Origin of the sequence: Nocardioides sp. QY071 (assembly GCF_029961765.1) — a bacterium.
In the GTDB taxonomy this organism is placed as follows: domain Bacteria; phylum Actinomycetota; class Actinomycetes; order Propionibacteriales; family Nocardioidaceae; genus Nocardioides.
The window spans coordinates 3,972,687-3,992,878 of the sequence record NZ_CP124681.1; the positions used below are offsets into that span (position 1 = coordinate 3,972,687).

20 protein-coding genes are annotated in these 20,192 nt (G+C 71.9%); 10 read left to right on the plus strand and 10 right to left on the minus strand.

All coding sequences use genetic code 11. The annotated features are described in order from the left end of the window. Positions 1–9 precede the first annotated feature (9 nt). On the plus strand, positions 10–1,191 hold the full coding sequence (locus QI633_RS19135; RefSeq protein WP_282426741.1) for a glycoside hydrolase family 43 protein: 1,182 nt from the start codon (positions 10–12) through the stop codon (positions 1,189–1,191). Here the strand turns inward: QI633_RS19135 and QI633_RS19140 are convergent. The 7 genes from QI633_RS19140 to QI633_RS19170 form a co-directional block, all read right to left on the minus strand. Continuing rightward, on the minus strand, positions 1,175–2,074 hold the full coding sequence (locus QI633_RS19140) for an alpha/beta hydrolase (protein WP_282426742.1): 900 nt from the start codon (positions 2,072–2,074) through the stop codon (positions 1,175–1,177). The two genes, QI633_RS19135 and QI633_RS19140, sit on opposite strands and share 17 nt — an antisense overlap. Positions 2,075–2,255: 181 nt before the next feature. Beyond that, positions 2,256–3,146 carry a GNAT family N-acetyltransferase gene (locus tag QI633_RS19145; RefSeq protein WP_282426743.1) on the minus strand — a complete coding sequence of 297 codons (891 nt, stop codon included), beginning with the start codon at positions 3,144–3,146 and terminating at the stop codon, positions 2,256–2,258. Between the two features lie 69 nt (positions 3,147–3,215). Next, positions 3,216–4,202, minus strand: coding sequence for a hypothetical protein (locus QI633_RS19150; protein WP_282426744.1), 987 nt, complete (start codon positions 4,200–4,202; stop codon positions 3,216–3,218). A 3-nt stretch (positions 4,203–4,205) separates the two neighbouring features. Continuing rightward, the gene (metG, locus tag QI633_RS19155; RefSeq protein ID WP_282426745.1) at positions 4,206–5,996 is read right to left on the minus strand and encodes a methionine--tRNA ligase; all 1,791 of its coding nucleotides are present in this window, start codon (positions 5,994–5,996) and stop codon (positions 4,206–4,208) included. Between the two features lie 197 nt (positions 5,997–6,193). Next, positions 6,194–7,339 carry an N-acetylmuramoyl-L-alanine amidase gene (locus QI633_RS19160; protein WP_282426746.1) on the minus strand — a complete coding sequence of 382 codons (1,146 nt, stop codon included), beginning with the start codon at positions 7,337–7,339 and terminating at the stop codon, positions 6,194–6,196. Between the two features lie 61 nt (positions 7,340–7,400). Further along, positions 7,401–8,036, minus strand: coding sequence for a DsbA family protein (locus QI633_RS19165; RefSeq protein WP_282426747.1), 636 nt, complete (start codon positions 8,034–8,036; stop codon positions 7,401–7,403). A 50-nt stretch (positions 8,037–8,086) separates the two neighbouring features. Continuing rightward, positions 8,087–9,496: a CHAP domain-containing protein gene (locus tag QI633_RS19170; protein ID WP_282426748.1), complete on the minus strand. Its 1,410-nt coding sequence runs from the start codon at positions 9,494–9,496 to the stop codon at positions 8,087–8,089. Between the two features lie 162 nt (positions 9,497–9,658). Here QI633_RS19170 and pepN point away from each other — a divergent pair, with 162 nt between their 5' ends. Next, complete coding sequence (gene pepN, locus QI633_RS19175; RefSeq protein WP_282426749.1) at positions 9,659–12,232, plus strand: aminopeptidase N; 2,574 nt, start codon at positions 9,659–9,661, stop codon at positions 12,230–12,232. A gap of 92 nt (positions 12,233–12,324) precedes the next feature. Here pepN and QI633_RS19180 read toward each other — a convergent pair whose 3' ends face one another. After that, positions 12,325–12,684, minus strand: a complete 360-nt coding sequence (locus tag QI633_RS19180; RefSeq protein WP_141797891.1) for a DUF5130 family protein — start codon at positions 12,682–12,684, stop codon at positions 12,325–12,327. A 9-nt stretch (positions 12,685–12,693) separates the two neighbouring features. Then, positions 12,694–13,074, minus strand: coding sequence for a hypothetical protein (locus QI633_RS19185; protein ID WP_141797890.1), 381 nt, complete (start codon positions 13,072–13,074; stop codon positions 12,694–12,696). An 83-nt stretch (positions 13,075–13,157) separates the two neighbouring features. On the opposite strand from QI633_RS19185, the gene QI633_RS19190 reads away from it, so the two are divergent. From QI633_RS19190 to QI633_RS19210, 5 genes are all read left to right on the plus strand, one after another. Next, on the plus strand, positions 13,158–14,147 hold the full coding sequence (locus QI633_RS19190) for a mechanosensitive ion channel family protein (RefSeq protein WP_141797889.1): 990 nt from the start codon (positions 13,158–13,160) through the stop codon (positions 14,145–14,147). An 8-nt stretch (positions 14,148–14,155) separates the two neighbouring features. After that, positions 14,156–14,548, plus strand: coding sequence for a globin (locus QI633_RS19195; RefSeq protein ID WP_282426750.1), 393 nt, complete (start codon positions 14,156–14,158; stop codon positions 14,546–14,548). A 92-nt stretch (positions 14,549–14,640) separates the two neighbouring features. Further along, positions 14,641–15,288, plus strand: a complete 648-nt coding sequence (locus tag QI633_RS19200) for a hypothetical protein (RefSeq protein ID WP_282426751.1) — start codon at positions 14,641–14,643, stop codon at positions 15,286–15,288. 90 nt (positions 15,289–15,378) lie between these two features. After that, positions 15,379–15,927: a sigma-70 family RNA polymerase sigma factor gene (locus QI633_RS19205; RefSeq protein ID WP_141797886.1), complete on the plus strand. Its 549-nt coding sequence runs from the start codon at positions 15,379–15,381 to the stop codon at positions 15,925–15,927. A 34-nt stretch (positions 15,928–15,961) separates the two neighbouring features. Next, entirely contained in the window at positions 15,962–16,738 is a 777-nt protein-coding gene (locus QI633_RS19210) for an enoyl-CoA hydratase-related protein (RefSeq protein ID WP_282426752.1), read from the plus strand. Here the strand turns inward: QI633_RS19210 and QI633_RS19215 are convergent. After that, positions 16,722–17,633 (minus strand): thioesterase family protein, encoded by a 912-nt coding sequence (locus QI633_RS19215; RefSeq protein WP_282426753.1) that lies wholly within the window; start codon positions 17,631–17,633, stop codon positions 16,722–16,724. The genes QI633_RS19210 and QI633_RS19215 overlap by 17 nt on opposite strands. A 140-nt stretch (positions 17,634–17,773) precedes the next feature. Here QI633_RS19215 and QI633_RS19220 point away from each other — a divergent pair, with 140 nt between their 5' ends. From QI633_RS19220 to QI633_RS19230, 3 genes are all read left to right on the plus strand, one after another. Next, positions 17,774–18,988, plus strand: coding sequence for an acetyl-CoA C-acetyltransferase (locus QI633_RS19220; RefSeq protein WP_282426754.1), 1,215 nt, complete (start codon positions 17,774–17,776; stop codon positions 18,986–18,988). Between the two features lie 110 nt (positions 18,989–19,098). Continuing rightward, entirely contained in the window at positions 19,099–19,668 is a 570-nt protein-coding gene (locus tag QI633_RS19225; protein ID WP_282426755.1) for a GNAT family N-acetyltransferase, read from the plus strand. 4 nt (positions 19,669–19,672) lie between these two features. Next, positions 19,673–20,185, plus strand: a complete 513-nt coding sequence (locus QI633_RS19230) for a MarR family transcriptional regulator (RefSeq protein WP_260805850.1) — start codon at positions 19,673–19,675, stop codon at positions 20,183–20,185. Positions 20,186–20,192: the final 7 nt, after the last annotated feature.

Sequence of the window (20,192 nt, forward strand, 5' to 3'; positions counted from 1 at the left end):
AAGGAAAGCGTGGGGCGTCGGGGACTGGCAGCGGCAGTGGTCGCGGCGATGCTGGCGCTGTCGGCGTGCTCGGCCGCCGGCGACTCCCCCGCCGCGAAGCCCACGCCGAGCGAGGCTCCGCTCATCCCCGAGGCGAGCGCGCTGCCGACCGCGCTGCCCAGCGACGTGCTCGCCGGCGAGATGCAGGACCTGGCCAAGCTCGCCGAGCGGCTGGCCCAGCAGCTGCCGGCGCAACGGCGGCCGGCGCCGGTGCGGGTGGCGGGGAGCAGCACGCGCTGGCAGCCGGGGACGGCGTACCGCGGGGTGTTCGCGGATCCCGACATCCTCCGGTACGACGGGCGCTGGTACGCCTACGCCACCAACACCTCCCACCTGCGACTCCCGACGCTCACCTCGCGCGATCTCTCGACGTGGACACCGCTGGCGACGAGCGGCGGCGGCCGGGTCGACCCGATCGAGGTGGCGGGCTGGGTGCGCAGCGGCGACGGCGGTCGCGACCTGTGGGCGCCGGGGGTCGGCAAGGTCGGCAACGGCTGGACGGCCGCGTACGCCGCACCGGCGGGCACCCAGGGCGGCCAGCGGCACAACTGCATCGGCCTGACCCGCGGCCCGTCCCCGGCCGGTCCGTTCCGGCCGGTCGGCGAGCCGATCTGCTACGACGAGGCCCAGCTCGGCGTCATCGACCCCGACGTCTTCGTCGACGAGCACGGCGTGCCGTGGCTGCTGTGGAAGTTCTCCGGTGTTGTGAACCGGCGACCTGCCGGTCTGTTCGTCCGCCGGCTCAACGCCGACGGCACCGGCTTCGCCGACGGCTCGCAGACCCGGGAGCTGCTCACCCTCGACCGGCCGTGGGAGGGGGACACCATCGAGAACCCGAGCATGGTCCAGTTCCGCGGCGTCACCTATCTCTTCTACTCCGGCAACTCGTGGGAGCGGGCCGACTACGCGACCGGGTACGCGATCTGCGCAGGCCCCGAGGGACCGTGCGTGCGCCAGAACCGCGGTGAGCCGCTGATGTCGAGCGCCTCGAGCGGACGGCTCGGTCCGGGCGGCGCGTCGGCGTTCGTGGACCACAAGTCGCTGCGGCTGATCTACCACGCCTGGGACCAGGTCGGCCGGACCCGGCAGCTGCACATCGCCAGCCTGTGGCAGCGCGACGACGGCACGCTCGAGGTCATCGACCCCGGCTGATCCGCCCCACCTGCATCCGCATCCAGCCGGCCACCTGCCACATGGTCGGCTCGGCGGCGTCGAAGACCTCGGCGTGGCGCCAGTAGCCGTGGACCTGGCCCAGGTAGCGGGTACCGACCACCTCGACGCCGGCCTCGGCCAGACGCAGAACGAGGTGCTCGCCCTCGTCGCGCAGCGGGTCGTGCTCGGCCGTGGTGACCAGGGTCGGCGGCAGCGTGCCGAGCGCATCGGAGCGCAGCGGTGCGAGATCGGGGTGCTCGAGGTCGGCCGGAGTGGCGGCGTACTGCTGCCAGTACCAGGCGGCCTCCGCGGGCTCGAAGCCGTCGGCGGCGCTGCGGTAGGAGTCGAAGGACGCCGTCGGGTCGAGGAACGGGTAGACCAGCGCGACGCCGGCGAAGCGACCGGGGTGGCGCAGCGCGGCGACCAGGGCGAGGTTGCCGCCGGCACTGTCACCGTGGGCGAAGGTCGGCAACCCGGCCAGTCCCGGTTGCTCGTCGAGCCAGGCCACGGCCGCGGACAGGTCGTCGGGCGCCGCGGGGAACGGATGCTCCGGTGGTCGCCGGTAGTCGACGCTCAGCACCGCCATCGCGCTGATGTCGGCGAACCGCCGCACCGCCGCGTCGTGCACCTCGACATCGTTGAGCACGAACCCTCCTCCATGCGCGTGGACGACCACGGCGTCGTACCCGTCCGGGAGGTAGAGCCGGGCCGGTACGCCGCCCGCGTCGACGTCGCGCACCTCGGCGACCTCGGGCCCCGACTGACCGGCAGCGGCGGCCCGGGCCCGCTCGCGCTCGGCGGCGATGTCGAAGGCGGGGTCGGTGACGGCGAGCTCGCCGGCGGCGTTGGCGATCGCCGCGCGGGCCTGGGGGTGGAGGGCCATGCCCGCACCCTAGGTCGTGTCTCCCGCGTCAGCGCCGTCGCGAGCGGCGTTTCCGGCCGATCTGGCAAGGCGGCGGAGCGATGGCGTGCCGGATGGCACGTCGAGCGACGCCAACGCAGCCAGATCGAGTCGGAAACGCCGCGTAGCAGGCGCTGACGCGGGAGACACGCCCTAGGGGCACTCAGCCGATGTCGATCCGCACGGTGTCGACCACCGGCTCGTAGCCGAGCGCCTGGTAGAGCGCGTTCGAGGTCGGGTTGGCCTGGTCGGTGAACAGGATGACCCGGTCGCCGCGCTCGCGCAGCAGCCGCGACACCTCGGCCACCGCCGCACCGGCCCAACCGCGGCCGCGCTCCTCCTTCGGCGTGGAGACCGGCCCGATCCGGCTCACGCCGTACGCCGGCGGGTTGGCGCCGATCAGGTGCACCACCCGGCCCTCGGCGTCCTCCCAGAACCACAGCACGTCCTCGGCGAGCTTGCGCTGCACGTCGTCGATGCCGAAGGCCGCGGCCTCGCCGTCGTGCCCGGCCGGGCGACCGGCCTGCTCGTCGGCGTCGGCGAAGAACCGCTGGACCCACGCGAGCGCCAGCTCCGCCTCGTCGGGGCGGACCGGCCGCAGTCGCCCGGGGACCGGGCGCGGGTCGACGAGGGTGCCGAGCTCGAAGAGCCGGTGGTGCAGGCCGTTGGCCACACTCCGCCCGGTCGCGTCCGCGATCGCGGCGGCGAACAGGTCGGCCGCAGGCCGCAGGCCGGTGGCTCCTCCGACGTCCTCCCCGCGCTCGAGCACGGCCGCCGCCAGCGCCGCGACCGCGTCGTCGGGCATCGCGAGCAGGTAGACGGGGTACGGCGCGAACGGCGCCGTCCTCATCGCGATCCCCGTGATGGCGCCGTCCGGGCCGGTCACCACCGCGAACCAGCAGTGGACCAGGCCGCCGCGGCCGGTCTCACGGATCCGCTGGGCGATCGTCGTCACCACGGTGCCGGTCACCGGCTCCTGGGCGAGGTGGTCGCCCGTCCGGGCGAGGAACTCCCCCGCGTCCTCGGTGAACCAGACGTCGTGCTCGATGGGCATGGCCGATCCTCGCGTCCGCGACCGCGTCGGCTCAAGCCCATTTCCGGGAACGTCCCGCGATCGCAGCCCTCAGTCGGCCTGCGCCACCTCGAGTCCGGCCAGTGTCGGCGTCCGGCGCACCGCCTCGAACCCGATCTGACCGGTCGCGGTGAACCTCATCGTGCGCACTCCACCGCGGGCGGCATAGCGGAAGGCGCCCGTGACCGTGATGCCGTCGGGGACGGAGTCGACCGCGACCGTCGGCGTCCCGACGAGCCCCCGCCACCAGCCCGGCGCAGAGGGGTCACCACCGGCGCGAGCCGTCTGCACGAGGTCGAAGAAGGGACACCGGGCGAAGGCCTCGGGGCCGCCGCAGGCGTCCGCACTCGCGGTGAAGTCCGCGGCGAGGGCCTGCCGGGTGGCGTCGGTCGCCACCAGGGGCAGCGACGGCTCGGCCGTGGGAGCACCGGGCAGCACCGCCACGGGCGCGGGCGTGGAGGTGAAGTAGGGGTCGATCCGCTTCTCGGCGCCGTAGACGGCCGGGTAGAGCGGCTGGACGCTCTCCCCGCTGCCGTCGCCGTCCTGCACCCTCGGCCGCCGCTCGAGCACGGTGCCGCCGAGACGGATGTCGGTGTCGACGTTCCGCACGCCCGGCTCGTCCCAGGCGACCGAGCCCACCATCGGGGAGGAGATGCGCCAGTCGTCGCCCACTCTGCCGAGCCGCAGTGGCCAGGTGTGCTCCTCCCCCGCGAGCCGGTAGCGCACCTCCACCTCGACCACGTCGTCGCTCTCCACGGGGTCACCGATGGACACGACGTCGATCCGCTCGTCCGCGGCGGCCAGCAGTCCGGCCGCATCGTCGAGCGCAGCCGTGTCCTCCGCCGTCATCGCCGCCAGGCCGGCGAGCTCGTCCTCGTCGCCCGAGGCGACCAGGTCGACGTAACGCCTCGCTGCGGCGGCCGCGTCGTCGGACGACGAGGCACGCACCCACGCCAAACCGCCGAGCGCAGCGACGACCACCGTCGTCGCGACGGCGACGGCGACGGCGACGGCGACCACTCGGGGACGACGGCTCATCACTCAGCTCTCGAGCCGGGCCAGCTCCTCCTCGACGACCGTCGGGTCGAGCTTGACGAAGACCGGGGTCGGCTTGGCGACGGCGCGGCCGACCTCGACCGGGTGCCTGCCCCAGGAGGGGAAGCCGGCGTAGTCCCCGGTGATGATCGGGTAGCCGCGATCGGGGTCGTCGAGGTCGGTGACCTCCTCGATGGCCGGCATCGGGGCGACCGCGCCCGCACCGCCGAGCGCCCTGTCGACGTCGTTGGCCGAGAACGGCAGGAACGGGCTGAGCACCAGGTTGAGGTCGGCGACGCACTGCGCCATCACGTGCAGGATCGTGGCGAGCCGCTGTTCGTCGTCCTTGATCTTCCACGGCTCGGAGTCGGAGACGTACTTGTTGACCTCGGCCACGGCGCGCATCGCCTCGCCGATCGCCTGCTTCTGCCGGTGCCGGCCGATCAGGTCGCCGACGGTGTCGAAGGACGTCTCGACGGTCGCGAGCACGGCCTCGTCCTCGGCGGACAGGGGGCCGGCGGCAGGGATCTCGCCGAAGTTCTTGGCGATCAGGTTGGCGGTGCGGTTGACCAGGTTGCCCCAGCCGGCGACCAGCTCGTCGTTGGTACGACGCACGAACTCGGCCCACGTGAAGTCCGAGTCCTGGCTCTCCGGGCCGGCGGCGGCGACGAAGTAGCGGAAGGCGTCGGGCTGGTAGCGGGCGAGCAGGTCGCGCACGTAGATGACGACCTTCTTCGAGGAGGAGAACTTCTTGCCCTCCATCGTGAGGAACTCGCTCGAGACGACCTCGGTCGGGAGGTTGAGCTCGCCGTACTGGCGCGGCTTCCCCCCGTGCGCCCCCTTGCCGGCGTACGCGAGCAGCTCGGCCGGCCAGATCTGGGAGTGGAAGGTGATGTTGTCCTTGCCCATGAAGTAGTAGGACAGCGACTCCGGGTCGTTCCACCAGGCGCGCCACGCGTCCGGGTCGCCGCTGCGGCGGGCCCACTCGATCGAGGCCGAGAGGTAGCCGATGACCGCGTCGAACCAGACGTAGAGCTTCTTCGTCGGGTTGTCCTGCCAGCCCTCGAGCGGGATCGCGATGCCCCAGTCGATGTCGCGCGTCATGGCGCGCGGGCGGATCTCCTTGAGGATGTTCTTGGAGAACCGGATGACGTTGGGCCGCCACAGGCCGGTCGCCTCGCGCTCGTCGAGCCAGGCCTGCAGCGCGTCGGCCAGCGCCGGCAGGTCGAGGAAGAAGTGCTGGGTCTCGATGAACTCCGGCGCCTCGCCGTTGATCTTCGAGCGCGGGTCGATGAGGTCGTGCGGGTCGAGCTGGTTGCCGCAGTTGTCGCACTGGTCGCCGCGGGCACCGTCGTACCCGCAGATCGGGCAGGTGCCCTCGATGTAGCGGTCGGGCAGGGTGCGGCCGGTGGAGGGCGAGATGGCGCCGTACGTCGTCTGCTCGACGAAGTAGCCGTTCTCGTAGACCCCCAGGAACATCTCCTGGACCACCGCGTGGTGGTTGCGCGTGGTGGTGCGCGTGTAGAGGTCGTAGCTGATGCCGAGCCCGACCAGGTCCTCGACGATGAGCCGGTGGTTCTTGTCGGCCAGCTCCTGCGGGGTCATCCCGGCCTCGTCGGCGGCGATCAGGATCGGCGTGCCGTGCTCGTCGGAGCCCGAGACCATGAGGACGTCGCTGCCCGCCATCCGCTGGTACCGGCTGAAGACGTCGGACGGTACGCCGAAGCCGGCCACGTGGCCGATGTGGCGGGGGCCGTTCGCGTAGGGCCAGGCGACAGCGGAGAGGACGTGCGTCATGCCCTGAATCCTAGGGTCGTCCGCTCCGGCTGCTGTCAGCGGCGCGACCCAAGCGATCTCGCCGGTGGGTGACGGCGTCGCGAGCGGCGCGAGACGCGGGTGATGGCAAGGCGGCGGAGCGAAGTCGTGCCTGACCGCCCATCGAGCGACGCCAACGCCGCCAGCGCCCGTGTGTCGCGTCGCGCAGCAGCCGGCACCTACCGGCGAGACCGCTTGATCCGTCGGGCGGTCCGCAGCCGGATGTCGGGGAGCGCGGCGTAGAGGTACTGACCCGGGCACTCGGTGTCGTTGGTGTCGCGGTGGCCGTCGATGACGGGCAGCGTGGCGACCGTGCCCTTGGGGTAGAGGTCGCTGCCGTGCGAGAGCACCGGCGTGGTCGCCAGCGGGTCGCGGTGGTACTTCCTCAGCTTCCAGGCGGCGATCTTCGCGACGCCGGCGAGCACCTTAGGCGTGGGCGCGGCCTCCTGGTAGCTGCCGAGCACGGCGATCCCGACCGAGGTGTGGTTGAAGCCGAGGGTGTGGGCGCCGCGGGTGTCGCGGTCGCCGTCGGCGCCGCGGCGGCCGGCCCAGATCCGGCCGAACCGGTCGACGAAGTAGTTGTAGCCCACGTCGGACCAGCCCAGCGTCTTCGTGTGGTAGCGGTAGATCGCGCGCAGGATCCGGGGCACGTCGCGCTTGCGGTAGTCGTTGCCGGTCGCCGTGTGGTGCACGTGGACCTGTTCGACGGTCTTGACCCGCTTCGGCTTGCCGGTGGCCCACCGCTCCTTGGCTCCCCAGGAGCGGCGGCTGCGGATGCGGGGACGCAGCGAGCGGTGCCGCTTGGGGCGCGCGTCGACCGGGTCGTTCGGGTGGTCACCGGGGTCGACCAGGGTGAGCACCGGGCGCTCGACGGCGCCGGTCACCTCGACCTGGACGCCGTCGCTGTCGCCGACCCACAGCGGCTCGGTGCCGGCCGGGGCGGACCGGGCCTCGGTCGTACCGCGGTCGGGGAGGTCGCGCAGCGCGGGCACCCCGCGCCACGGGCTCCACGAGCCGTCGGCCCCACGCACCCGGACCCGGACCTGGCCGGACCCCGCCGCCCACGTGACGCCGAGCAGCGCGAAGCGGTCGGTGCGCTGCTCCGCCGTCCGGAGCACGGCGCCGCGCGCCGCGACCTGCGGGTCCGGGGTGAGCGCGACGTCGAGCGCCCTCCCCACCCCGCCCTCGTCGGGACGCAGCCGCAGCCGGCCGTCGGGGCGCGCCGCGGCCGGGGCCGCGCTCAACCCGACCAGCGGCAGCACCGCGGCCGCGGCCCCGAGCGTGGCGAGGTCGCGGCGGCGCAGGGACGGGTCCGAGAACGTCATGACTCCCGAGCATGCGTCATCGACCCCGGCGCCCGGAAGCGCCGCCGCCGCGTGTCGCCGATCAGGAGAAGTCGAGGTCTCCGGTGCGGGTCCGCTTGAGCTCGTAGAAGTAGGGGAACGACGCGACGGCCACGCAGCCGTCCCACAGCCGCCCGGCGTCGTCGCCGCGCGGGATCCTCGAGAGCACCGGGCCGAAGAAGGCGGCGCCGTCGATGTGGATGGTGGGCGTGCCGACGTCGTCGCCGACCGCGTCCATGCCCTCGTGGTGCGAGGCCGCCACCTTGGCGTCGTACGACGCGTCCGTGGCCGCCTCGACCAGGCCGGCGTCGAGGCCGACCTCGTCGAGCACCTCGGCGATCAGCGCGAGGCCGCCGTCGGGCTGCTCGTGCAGCTTGCGGCCCTCGAGGTGGATCCGCTGCCCGAAGGCGTCGTAGAGAGGACGGAGCACCTTGTCGCCGTACTGCTCCTGGGCGGCGATCAGCACCCGCACCGGCCCCCACGCCGGTGCCAGCATCTCGCGGTAGTCGTCGGGGATGTCCCGGTCCTGGTTGAGGTACGCGAGGCTCATGACGTGCCAGCGGACCTCGATGTCACGGACCTGCTCGACCTCGAGGATCCAGCGCGAGGAGATCCAGGCGAACGGGCACAGCGGGTCGAACCAGAAGTCGGCGACGTGGGGGGTGGAGTTCTGGGCCATGCTTCACCAACCTACGCGCCGCCGCCGGCATTCCCCGGCCGGCACTGGGCTCAGCGCACCTGGACGGTCCCGACCACCTTCGGCGCCGCCGGTACGGCTGCCGAGCCGAGGTAGCGGACCCGCACCTTCTTCGTCCCGCGCGCCATCGGCACCTTGACCTTCACGATGCCGTCGCTCAGCCTGACCTCGCGCTTCCAGGAGCCGATCCGGACCAGCACCTTGCCCGTGACCGGCAGCTTCCCCGCTGCGGTCACGCGCACCCGGACGATCGCGCGCCCGTGCTTCGACTTGGTCTTGAGGATGACATTGGCCGGACTGGTCACGGGCCCGGATGCGGTGAGGGTCTCGACCGCCGGCGCGTACTGCGCCTTGGTGCCGCTCACCTCGACGCTGACGCTCGATCCGACGTCCTCCGCCGCGAGCTGGTACGTCGCCGCGGTGGCGCCGGGGATGGCGACCCCGTTGCGCAGCCACTGGTACGCCGGCGCCGCGTCCGGCTGGTCGTAGGTCCCGGGCGCCGCCGTCAGCACCTGGCCGAGCGCGGGCGTGCCGCTCAGGGTGGCCGGCGCGGTCGCGTGGACGATCCCGGCGAGGACCGGGCCGAGCGTGTAGAAGGGCGAGACGTAGGTCGTGAACCCGTCCGACTTCGCGACCACCCGCATGCTCAGCGTCTTGCCGACCAGGTCGGGGGTCAGCGCGAGGTCGGGCGTGACGATGTCGCCGATCCGCACGCCGTCGGCGAACCAGCGCCAGCGGTTCTCCGCCGGCGTCGGGGACCAGCCGCCGGCGGTCGCGCTCACCGTGGTGTTGACGACGAGCGGGGCGGCCACGACCGGGGTCGCGGTCTGCGTGAAGACGTTCCCGGTCGGCGTCGGCGTGGGGGTCGGCGTCGGGGCGGGCCGGTCGACGAAGTGGATGAACCCGGTCGGCCACCGCCCGCTCGTCCGGGTGATCGAGCGCCAGTGGAAGGTCCCGCCCCACGCGTCCTCGGACACGATGATCTCGTCGGCCGAAACCACACGCTCGACGTACGCGACGTGGCCGGCGGAGCCGGCTCCGTTGGAGTACTTGCCCCACCAGGCGATGGCGCCGACATTGGGCGTCTGGTCGGTGATGGAGGCCATGGACAGTCCCCACTGGCTGGCATTGCCCTCGCCCGTCCAGGGCCGCACGTTCGGCATGCCGGCCTGGATCATCCGGTAGGCGGCGTAGTTCGTGCAGTTGTGGCCGGCGTACATCCGCCAGTACATCGTGCCGTTCGCGGCGCCGTACCCCGAGTCGGAGTAGCCGGCGCGGACGCAGTCGGCGTAACCGCTGCAGAGGTAGGTGGTGCCTGCCGATGGGAGCAGTGGCGGCTGCAGGGGGCCGGACGACGGTCCGGCGAGGACGAGGTACGACGCCAACATCGCGCTGGCGGCAGTGGTGGTCCCCCAGCGCGCGGCCCGGCCTGGTGTGCGCATGCCGAACACCATCGGGCACAACAGCACCAGAACGCAACAAAAACCTCGAAAATCTCTCCATTCACTGGCGTGTCGCGTTGACTTTCCCGAGTTACAGCGTTGTAGTCCGCGCCCCTCACTCCGATTGTCCGACAACTTCACCCGGGTGCAAGGATGGCTGCCATGCCCGGCACCAACCTCACCCGCGACGAGGCGGCTACCCGCGCCGCCCTCGTCGACGTGACGTCCTATGTGATCGACCTCGACCTCTCCGGCGCGACCGAGGAGGGCGTGGAGACCTTCGGGTCGACGACCACGCTGACCTTCACCTGTCGCCAGCCCGGATCGGCCACCTTCGCCGACCTGGTCGACGCGACCATCCACGAGATCACCCTCAACGGCGCACCGCTCGACCCCGCCACGGCGTACGTCGACAGCCGGATCGCGCTGCCCGACCTGCAGGCCGAGAACGTGCTCGTCGTCAAGGCCGACTGCACCTACTCCCACACCGGCGAGGGCCTCCACCACTTCGTGGACCCGGCCGACGGCAGGGTCTACCTCTACTCGCAGTTCGAGGTCCCCGACGCGCGCCGCGTGTACACGACCTTCGAGCAGCCCGACCTCAAGGCACCGTTCACGTTCAACGTGACCGCTCCGGCGCACTGGAAGGTCGTCTCCAACGCCCCGACCCCGGAGCCGACCCCGGTCTCCGACGGTGTCGCGATCTGGCGCTTCCCGGCGACCAAGCCGATGTCGACGTACATCACCGCGATCGTGGCCGGCGACTACTACGAGGTGCAGGACGTCTACGAGGGCGCCCACGGCACCATCCCGCTCGGCCACTACTGCCGCCAGTCGCTCAAGGACTACCTCGAGCGTGACCGCGAGGAGATCGTCACCCTGACCAAGCAGGGCTTCGCGTTCTTCGAGGAGGCCTTCGGCTACCCGTACCCGTTCGGCAAGTACGACCAGCTCTACGTGCCGGAGTACAACATGGGCGCGATGGAGAACGCCGGGTGCGTGACCCTGCGCGACGAGTACCTCCCCCGCTCGCGCCAGCCGCGCTCGTTCTACGAGTTCCGCGCCTCGGTGATCCTGCACGAGATGGCGCACATGTGGTTCGGCGACCTCGTGACCATGAAGTGGTGGGACGACCTGTGGCTCAACGAGTCGTTCGCCGAGTGGGCCTGCTACCACGCCGAGGCCCTCGCGACGTCGTACGACGACGCCTGGACCGGCTTCACCAACGCCCGCAAGCAGACCGGCTACCGCGCCGACTCGCTGCCCTCGACGCACCCGATCGCGGCCGACAACGTCGACCTGCACGCGGTCGAGGTCAACTTCGACATGATCACCTACGCCAAGGGCGCCTCGGTGCTCAAGCAGCTCGTCGCCTGGGTGGGCCTGGACCCCTTCCTGGCCGGTCTCAAGCAGTACTTCCACGACCACGCGTTCGGCAACACGGAGTTCTCCGACCTGCTGACCGCCCTCGAGAAGGCGTCGGGCCGCGAGCTGACCGGCTGGGCCCAGGAGTGGCTGCAGACCGCCGGCACCAACACCCTCTCCCCCGCGTTCGAGCTGGCCGCCGACGGCAGCTACGCCTCGTTCGCGATCAACCAGACCGCGCCGGCCGACCACCCGACGCTGCGCCGGCACCGGGTCGGCATCGGGTTCTACAACTCCTCGCCCGAGGGCCGGCTGGTGCGCACCGACTACGTCGAGGTCGACGTCGACGGCGCCCGCACCGAGCTCGCCGAGCTGGTCGGCAAGGCGCAGCCCGAGCTGCTGCTGCTCAACGACCAGGACCTTGCGTTCGCCAAGATCCGCCTCGACGAGCGCTCGCGGGCCACCGCCATCGCCCGCCTGTCCGACCTCGACGACTCCCTGGCCCGCGCGCTGATCTGGAGCGCCGCCTGGGACATGACCCGCGACGCCGAGCTGTCCGCGACCGACTTCGTCGAGCTCGTCCTCGGCAACATCGGCCAGGAGACCGACGCCTGGGGCGTCAGCCGGATCCCCGTGTACGCCGCCCAGGCGGTCACGCTCTACAGCGACCCGGCTCGTCGTACCGACCTCGCGGCGCGCTGGGAGCAGGGCCTGCGCGGCCTGCTCGCCGCGGCCGAGCCCGGCACCGACCACCAGCTGACCTTCGCGCGCTGCTACGCGGCCGCCGCGGCCAGCGAGGGGGCGGTCGCCGAGGTGGAGGCGATCCTCGACGGCTCGCTCACCTTCGACGGTCTCGCCGTCGACCAGGACCTGCGCTGGGCACTGCTCACCGCGCTGGCCCGGGTCGGCCGCGCCGACGACGCCCGCATCGACGCCGAGCTGGCCGACGACAACACCATCTCCGGCCAGGAGAAGTCCGCCGCCGCGCGCGCCGCGCAGGGCACGGCCGAGGCCAAGGAGCGGGCCTGGACCCAGGCACTGCTCGACCCGTCGGTGCCCAACGAGACCCAGCGCAGCGTGGTCCTCGCGTTCTGGCAGGCCGGCCAGGAGGCCGTGCTCGCGCCGTACGTCGAGCGCTACCTCGCCGAGGTCGCCGGCACCTGGGAGCGGCTCGGCAGCCACAAGGCCTCGGTCGCGCTGGAGCACATCTTCCCGCGCCTGATCGCCACCCCGGCCACGCTCGCCACCGTCGACGCCTGGCTGGCCGCGAACGCCGAGTCGGTCAACCCGGGTGCGATCCGGTACGTCCGCGAGGGTCGAGCCGACGTCGCCCGGGCGATCGCCGCCCAGGCCCGCGACGCCCGAGCCTGACGCCGACCCGGCTCGAACTGGCTCGCAAAACGCGCTGACCCGGCAGAAAGTTCTGCCGGGTCAGCGCAATTCCGGGGCCACTTCGAGCCGGGTCAGTCCTTGGCCAGCTCGCCCAGCAGCTCGATGCCGCGGGTGAGGCCACCGGCGAGGTCGCCGGTCGCGAAGGTCGCGGTCATCGCGGCCACGACCTGCGCCGACTCGTCGTCGGTGAACCGCTCACGGGCGTGACCGCCGGTGACGACCTCGACGACGCGACGGTCGGGGTCGACCATGATCAGGATGCTGCGCGAGGGCAGCACGAGGGTGTTGTGCAGGCTGGTCGCGAAGTCGCGCGGCTCGCCGCTCGCGGCACCGACGAAGACCGAGATCTCCGCACGGCACAGCTGCTCGGCGTTGCGGATCGTGACGTCGAGCGCAGCGCGCTGGGACGCCGTCAGGGCGGTGGTGCTCATGGTCGCGGACTACCAGCTGCCGCCGGCGCCGCCGGCCTTGGAGTCGTCGGAGTCGGGAGCGGCGAGCTCGCCGGCCGCCTTGCGCGGGCCGCCGAGCCACTGGTTCTCGGGCTCCAGGGCGTCGAGGCTGAGGTCCTCGCCGCGGGCCAGGGCCGGGGCGACGAAGAGCAGCGTGATGACGACGAAGACCAGCAGCGGGACACCGCCCAGGTAGAGCCAGGCGTGCAGCACGTCGATGTCGGGCTTGGCCTGCCAGCCGGCCGCCCCGTTGCCGGGACGCGGCTCCGGGGTGTCGGCCGACGCGGAGCCCGCTCCGGCGACGACGAGCAGGGCGCTCACCCCGACGAGGGAGCACACGGCGAGCAGGCGGCGTACGGCAGTGCTGGTCACGAGCCGCATGCTATCGGCTCCCGCTTCCCCGTGCGGTAGTGGTGTCCGCACGGGGGCTCAGGTCGCTTTGGGACACTGGGCGGATGCTCGCCCTCCCCCTGTCCATCGCCGATCCGACCAGCCCCTGCGCCGACGGAGAGACGGTCTGCGACCTGACCTGGGACGTGACCGGGAACCGCCGCCTCGCCGAGTGGTCCGACGTCCTCATCGGCAAGCCGCTCGCGATCATCGGCCTGGTCCTGCTCGGCCTGGTGATCGCCTGGCTCCTGCACCGGGTCGTCGACCGGATCGCGCGGCGCGCCGAGCGCGGTGTGCTCCCGGAGCGGGTCGAGAGCGCCGTGACCGCCCGCCGCAAGCAGCGGGCGGCGACCATGGCCGGCGTCCTGAAGAGCATCATCACGTTCATCGTCGTGGCGATCGTCGGCACGATGGTGCTCAGCGAGGTCGGGGTCGACATCGCGCCGATCATCGCGAGCGCCGGCATCATCGGCATCGCGCTCGGCTTCGGCGCCCAGTCGCTGGTCAAGGACTTCCTGGCCGGCATCTTCATCTTCATCGAGGACCAGTACGGCGTCGGTGACGTCGTCGACGTCGGCGACGCCAACGGCACGGTCGAGGCGGTGACGCTGCGGATGACCCGGTTGCGCGACATCGAGGGCACCGTCTGGTACGTCCCCAACGGCGAGATCCTGCGGGTCGGCAACAAGAGCCAGAACTGGTCGCGCGCGGTCGTCGACGTCCGGGTCGGGTACGACGAGGACCTGGCCCGGGTGCAGCGGATCCTGCGCGAGGTGGCCCACGACCTGTGGGACGACGACGAGTACAGCCACGTCGTGATCGAGGAGCCCGAGGTCACCGGTGTGGAGATGATGGAGCCCGACTCGGTCACGATCCGGGTGATGGTCAAGACCGCGCCGCTCGAGCAGTGGGGAGTGGCGCGGGCGCTGCGCCAGCGGATCAAGGCGCGCTTCGACCACGAGGGCATCAAGGTGCCCTACGCCCAGCAGGTCGTGTGGCACCGCGACGAGCGCGAGGGGGCCGCTGCCCGCGGCACCACGGCCGACGAGGGATGATGGGCGACGTGAGCACGGGCAGCGAGGAGACGAGCTTCTACGACGAGATCGGCGGGTTCGAGACCTTCCGCCGGATCGTCGCGACGTTCTACGAGGGCGTGGCCGCCGACGAGGTGCTGCGCCCGATGTACCCGGAGGCGGACCTCGGGCCCGCCGAGGAGCGCTTCCTGCTCTTCCTCGTGCAGTACTGGGGCGGCCCCACCACCTATTCCGAGAACCGCGGTCACCCGCGGCTGCGGATGCGGCACGCGCCGTTCGCGGTGGACCTCGAGGCGCGGGACCGCTGGCTGGGCCACTTCCGGGCCGGGCTCGACAGCGTGGACCTCACCCCGGAGCAGGACGCGCGGTTCTGGGAGTACGTCACGCATGCGGCGACGTTCATGGTGAACACCCCCGGCTGAGGTTTTTCCGGACCGATGTAACACCGGGCTCGGGTGGCGACATGTTCCCGGTGAGAGCAGTCTCCCCCTCGTCCCCACCAGCAGAGCAGGCCATGACCCCCGAACGCGCCACCGACCGGCTCCGCGTCGACGTACCGACGCTCGAGCCCGACCCGGCGTTCCTGGGCATGCTCGCCCACCTGAGTGCGACGTCGCAGGCGACTGCCCCCCGATCGACTCGGTCGGCCGGATTCCGACTGGTGCTCGCGACCGGCTCCGTTGCCGTCATCGCGGCCGCCACCTGGGCAGCGGGCGTTCCCACCGGCGGAGGGGGCCCACACTCCCCCGCCGACAGCCCGTCCCAGATCGGACCGTCCGGCACACCGAGTCCCGGAGACGTCGGAACCCCACACTCCGACGTAACCACCACGCCCGGCAGCCCCCTGTCCCCGGGGCTGCCGGGCAGCTCTTCCTCGTCCGACCACGCCGTCGACCCTGGCGACGCCGACGAGAACCGGGCCCGCGGCGACCAGTCCGACCACGCGACCGGCCAGGGTCACCTGAAGGACAAGCCCGCCGGCAAGGGCAAGGCCAAGGGCCACGACAAGGACAAGGCCCAGGGCAAGGCCAAGGGCCACGACCGGGCGCCCGGCGAGGGCAGCCAGGGCCGCGACGGCGACCGGCAGGACGACCAGCAGGACGACCAGCAGGACGACCAACAGGGTGACCGGCAGGACGATCAGCAACGACCGACGCACTGACCGCGAGGAAATGTCCCGCTTCAGGCTCGCAAGCGGGACAATGGGACGCGCGGTCCGGGGCAAGGTCCGGACCACGCCAGAACAACAGGGGTGGGGACACGTCCGGTGCGGGCCGACGACGAGCTCGTCACTGCCGCGAAGAGCGGTGACGCCGCAGCGTGGCGCGAGCTCTATCGCGACCACGCCGGTCGGCTGCTGCTCTGGCTCGAGGCCCGCTCCTCGCCCGGCGGCGAGGCACCCGACGACATCGCCGCCGCCACCTGGCTGGTCGCCGCCGAGAAGATCGCCGACTTCCACGGCACCGGGTCCGACTTCGGCGGCTGGCTGTTCGGCATCGCACGCAAGCACAAGGCCAACGCGGGGCGTCGTACGGCGACCCGGGTCAAGGGCTTCGACACCCTGGCCGCGGACGCCGAGCGGACCGTGGCCGGGCCCGAGACCGGCATCCTCGCCGACGAGTGGGTTCGCCAGGCCCTGGCCGCACTGCCGCCCCGCGAGCGTGACGTCATCGCCTGCACCGAGGTGCTCGACCTCGACGTGAGCTCGACCGCCGCGGCGCTCGGCATGACGGCGGTGGCCGTACGGGTCGCCCGGCACCGCGGGCTCAAGCGGCTGCGCACCCATCTCGCCCCGGAGTAGCCCGGCAGAATAGAACGCGTTCTATTCTGGGCGCATGACGCTGCTCGTGTCCGACGACCGCCGGGTCCGCACCCTCACCCTCGACCGCCCCGAGGCGCTCAACGCCTTCAACGAGGAGCTGTACGACGCCACGGCGGAGGCGCTCCTCGCCGCGGCGCAGGACCCCACGGTCGCGGTGGTGATGCTGACCGGGGCCGGGCGCGCGTTCAGCGCCGGGACCGACCTCCTCGAGATGCACCAGCTCGCCACGAACCCCGACTTCCCGCGCGGCAAGCACGGGTTCATCGGCCTGGTCGACGCGCTCGTCGACTTCCCCAAGCCACTCGTGGTCGCGGTCAACGGACTGGGGCTCGGGATCGGCGCGACCATCCTCGGGTTCGCCGACCTCGGCTTCATGTCCGACGATGCCCGGCTCAAGTGCCCGTTCACCTCGCTCGGCGTCGCGCCGGAGGCGGCTTCGTCGTACCTCTTCCCGGCGCTGGTGGGTCGTCAGCACGCCGCGTGGGCGTTGCTGTCCTCGGAGTGGATCAGCGCGGCCGAGGCGCGCGAGATGGGCCTGGTGAAGGAGGTCTGCGCACCCGACGAGCTGATGGCGACCGCGCGCCGGCACGCCGAGGTTCTCGCCGCGAAGCCGATCTCCTCGCTGGTCGCCGTCAAGCGCACCATGACCGAGCCGCACCGCGACGCGATCCGCGCGGCCCGGGACCGTGAGAACGCCGCGTTCGCCGAGCTGATGGGCGGTCCCGCCAACCTCGAGGCGCTGGCCGCCTTCGCCGAGGGGCGGGAGCCGGACTTCACCCGGCTGTCGTGACCATGTCGCCGAGCACGCCGATCATCGCCTCGCGGAAGCCGTCGACCGGGGTCACCGAGCGCTGGGTCTCGGTGTCGAAGAAGACCAGCGCCACCTTCGAGCGCGCGAGCACCGCGCCCTCCCCCGAGCCGCCGGTGCCGTCGGTGATCTCGGACTCGAGCACCATCGACTTGGTGCCGATGTGGGACACGACCGTCCAGCAGTCGTAGGACTGCGGCCGCAGCACGATCGGGGCGACATACTCGACATCGGCCTGCGCGATCACGCTCGCGATCCGCGGGAACTCCTTGAGGCCCTGCCGCAACCGCCCGAGCGAGGCGATCCGGGCCTCCTGGAAGAACTCGAAGTACTTCACGTTGTTGACGTGGCGGTAGATGTCGAGGTCGGAGAAGCGGACCTGGACCGGGTGGTGCGCGGCCCGCTCGCGGGGCACGTCGACCTGCACCGGGCGCGAGCGGGTGTCGCCGAGCTCGGCGTACGGCGCCAGTGCGGCGCGCTCCTGATCGTCGAGGCGCCGCGGCTGACCCGTCGCGAGCACGAACGGCGCCAGGACGGTGCGGGCACGCAGGTAGACGGTGCGGGTGCCGTCGGGCTGCTCCTCGAAGATCTCGTGGTCGAGCGTGAAGCTCGCCGTGCGGATCTCGCTGACCCACGACTCGATCGAGACCGACTGGAACCGGAACCGCAGCGGCGCGCGGAAGGTGACCTCGTGTCGTCGTACGACATAGGCGTCGTTGTGGTGGTGCTCGACGCCCGCGGCCGCCCGGCAGGCGTGCAGCAGCGCGCCGCGCGCCTCTTGGAGGTAGTCGACGTACTTCACGTTGTTGACGTGGTTCAGCTGGTCGATGTCACCCCAGCGCAGGGGGCAGTCGTAGCGGTGCCGCACCCCCGTCATGCTTCCAGACCGCGCCCCCGCGTGGGGCGGGGCTCCGCATGCAGGGACGGGCTTGTGGCGTCCGCCACGACCGGAACAGGTTGCAGTTCCGGGCCACTACGCTGTGCGCGTTCCACCCCTACCTGTACCGAGGAGTCTCCATGCCCGAGGCCGTGATCGTTTCCGCCGCCCGCACCCCGATCGGGCGTGCCAACAAGGGCTCGCTCAAGGACTTCCGCCCCGACGACCTGACCGCGTTCATCGCGCAGGCGGCTCTCGACAAGATCCCCGCGCTCGACCCGAAGGACGTCGACGACTTCTACCTCGGCGTCGGCCTGCCCGGTGGCGAGGCCGGCAACAACATGGCCCGGATCGTCACCACTCTGATGGGCACCGAGATCCCCGGCGCCACGATCACCCGCTACTGCTCCTCGTCGGTGCAGACCTCGCGGATGGCCTTCCACGCGATCAAGGCCGGCGAGGGCGACGTGTTCATCTCCGCCGGTGTCGAGACGGTGTCGCGCTTCCAGTTCGGCACCTCCGACCACATCCCCAACACCAAGAACCCGCTGTTCGCCGACGCGCAGCAGCGCACCGAGAAGTACGCCGAGGGCGGCCACGTCTGGCACGACCCGCGCGAGGACGGCCTGCTGCCCGACATCTACATCGCGATGGGCCAGACCGCCGAGAACGTCGCGAGCATCCGCGGCCTCAAGCGCGAGGACCTCGACCAGTTCGGCGTACGCTCGCAGAACCTCGCCGAGAAGGCGATCGCCGACGGCTTCTGGCAGCGCGAGATCACCCCGGTGACCCTCGCCGACGGCACCGTCGTCAGCACCGACGACGGCCCGCGCGCCGGCGTCACCTACGAGGCGCTCTCGGAGCTGAAGCCGGTCTTCCGCCCCGACGGCGTGGTCACCGCCGGCAACTGCTGCGCGCTCAACGACGGCGCTGCCGCGGTCGTGATCATGTCCGACACCAAGGCCGCCGAGCTGGGCCTGACCCCGCTCGCCCGGATCGTGTCGACCGGCGTCTCCGGCCTGTCCCCCGAGATCATGGGCCTCGGCCCGGTCGAGGCGACCCGCAACGCGCTCAAGCATGCCGGCATGACCATCGACGACATCGACCTCGCCGAGATCAACGAGGCCTTCGCCGCGCAGGTGCTGCCGTCCGCCGAGGACCTGGGCATCCCGATCGAGAAGCTCAACGTCAACGGTGGCGCGATCGCGGTCGGCCACCCGTTCGGCATGACCGGCGCCCGCCTGCAGAACACGCTGATCAACTCGCTGCAGTGGCACGACAAGTCCACCGGCCTGATCACCATGTGCGTCGGTGGCGGCCAGGGCATGGCGATGATCCTGGAGCGCCTCAGCTGATCCGCCGACCCGGGCCGAAGTAGCCCCGGCGACTTCGGGCCGGGTCGGCGGGAATCCAGAGCCACTCCGGGCCGGGTCGGCGTCGGTGGGGAGTCGTAGGGTCCGGTGGCATGAGCATCGACGTACGGCCCGCCACCGTCTTCGAGGACGTGAAGGCGCTGGTCGGGCCGAAGCGGGCGGACGCCAGCGTGTGCTGGTGCCTGAGCTACCGGATCCCATCGACGATCAACAACCCGATGCGCGGGCAGGAGCGCGGCGAGTTCGTCGCCAAGCTGCTCGAGGAGGGACCGCTCGGCGTGCTCGCCTACGACGGCGACACCCCCGTCGGCTGGGCTGCGGTCGCACCCCGCTCGGCCACGACCTTCGCCCGCAACCGCAAGATCCCCCACGTCGACGACCTCCCCGTGTGGTCCGTGTGGTGCAGCCGGGTCCGGCCCGGACACCGGGGCAAGGGCATCTCCCACCACCTCATCGAGGGCGCGGTCGCCTTCGCGCGCGAGCAGGGTGCGCCGGCGATCGAGGCGTACCCGCTCGACAACGGCGGCGCCAAGGTCGACCTGACGATGGCGTACGCCGGGCTGCGGGCCAACTTCGAGGCCGCCGGCTTCCACCACGCCGCCGACACGACCTCGGTGCTCAGCGGACACCCGCGGGTGCTGATGCGCCGGGACTTAGACTGACCCGGTGACTGATGGGACCGCTGCTCGCCTGGCGACCGGCCACGAGCCGCGGTGGCTCGACGAGGACCAGCAGCGGACCTGGCGCTCGTTCCTGCTCGGCACCACCCTGCTCCTGGACCGCCTCGACGAGGACCTGCGCCGCGAGCACGGTCTGTCCGCGGTCGAGTACGAGATCCTGGTCCGCCTCTCCGAGGCCGGCGGCACGCTGCGGATGGCCCAGCTCGCTGCCGCCCTCGCCCACAGCCGCAGCCGGGTGACCCACACGGTCAAGCGGATGGAGACCGCCGGGCTGGTCGTGCGCGAGGAGTCGCCCGAGGACGGCCGCGGTGTCGACTGCCGGTTGACCGACGCCGGGCTCGACGTGCTCCGCACGGCCGCGCCCGACCACGTCGAGACCGTACGCCGCTCGCTGGTCGACCTGGTCGACGCCGACGACCTCCGGGCGCTGGGCCGGGTCATGAACGCCGTGTGCGACCAGCTGATCTGCGCCCACCCGGAGCGCGAGCTCCGGCACTGACCCGACG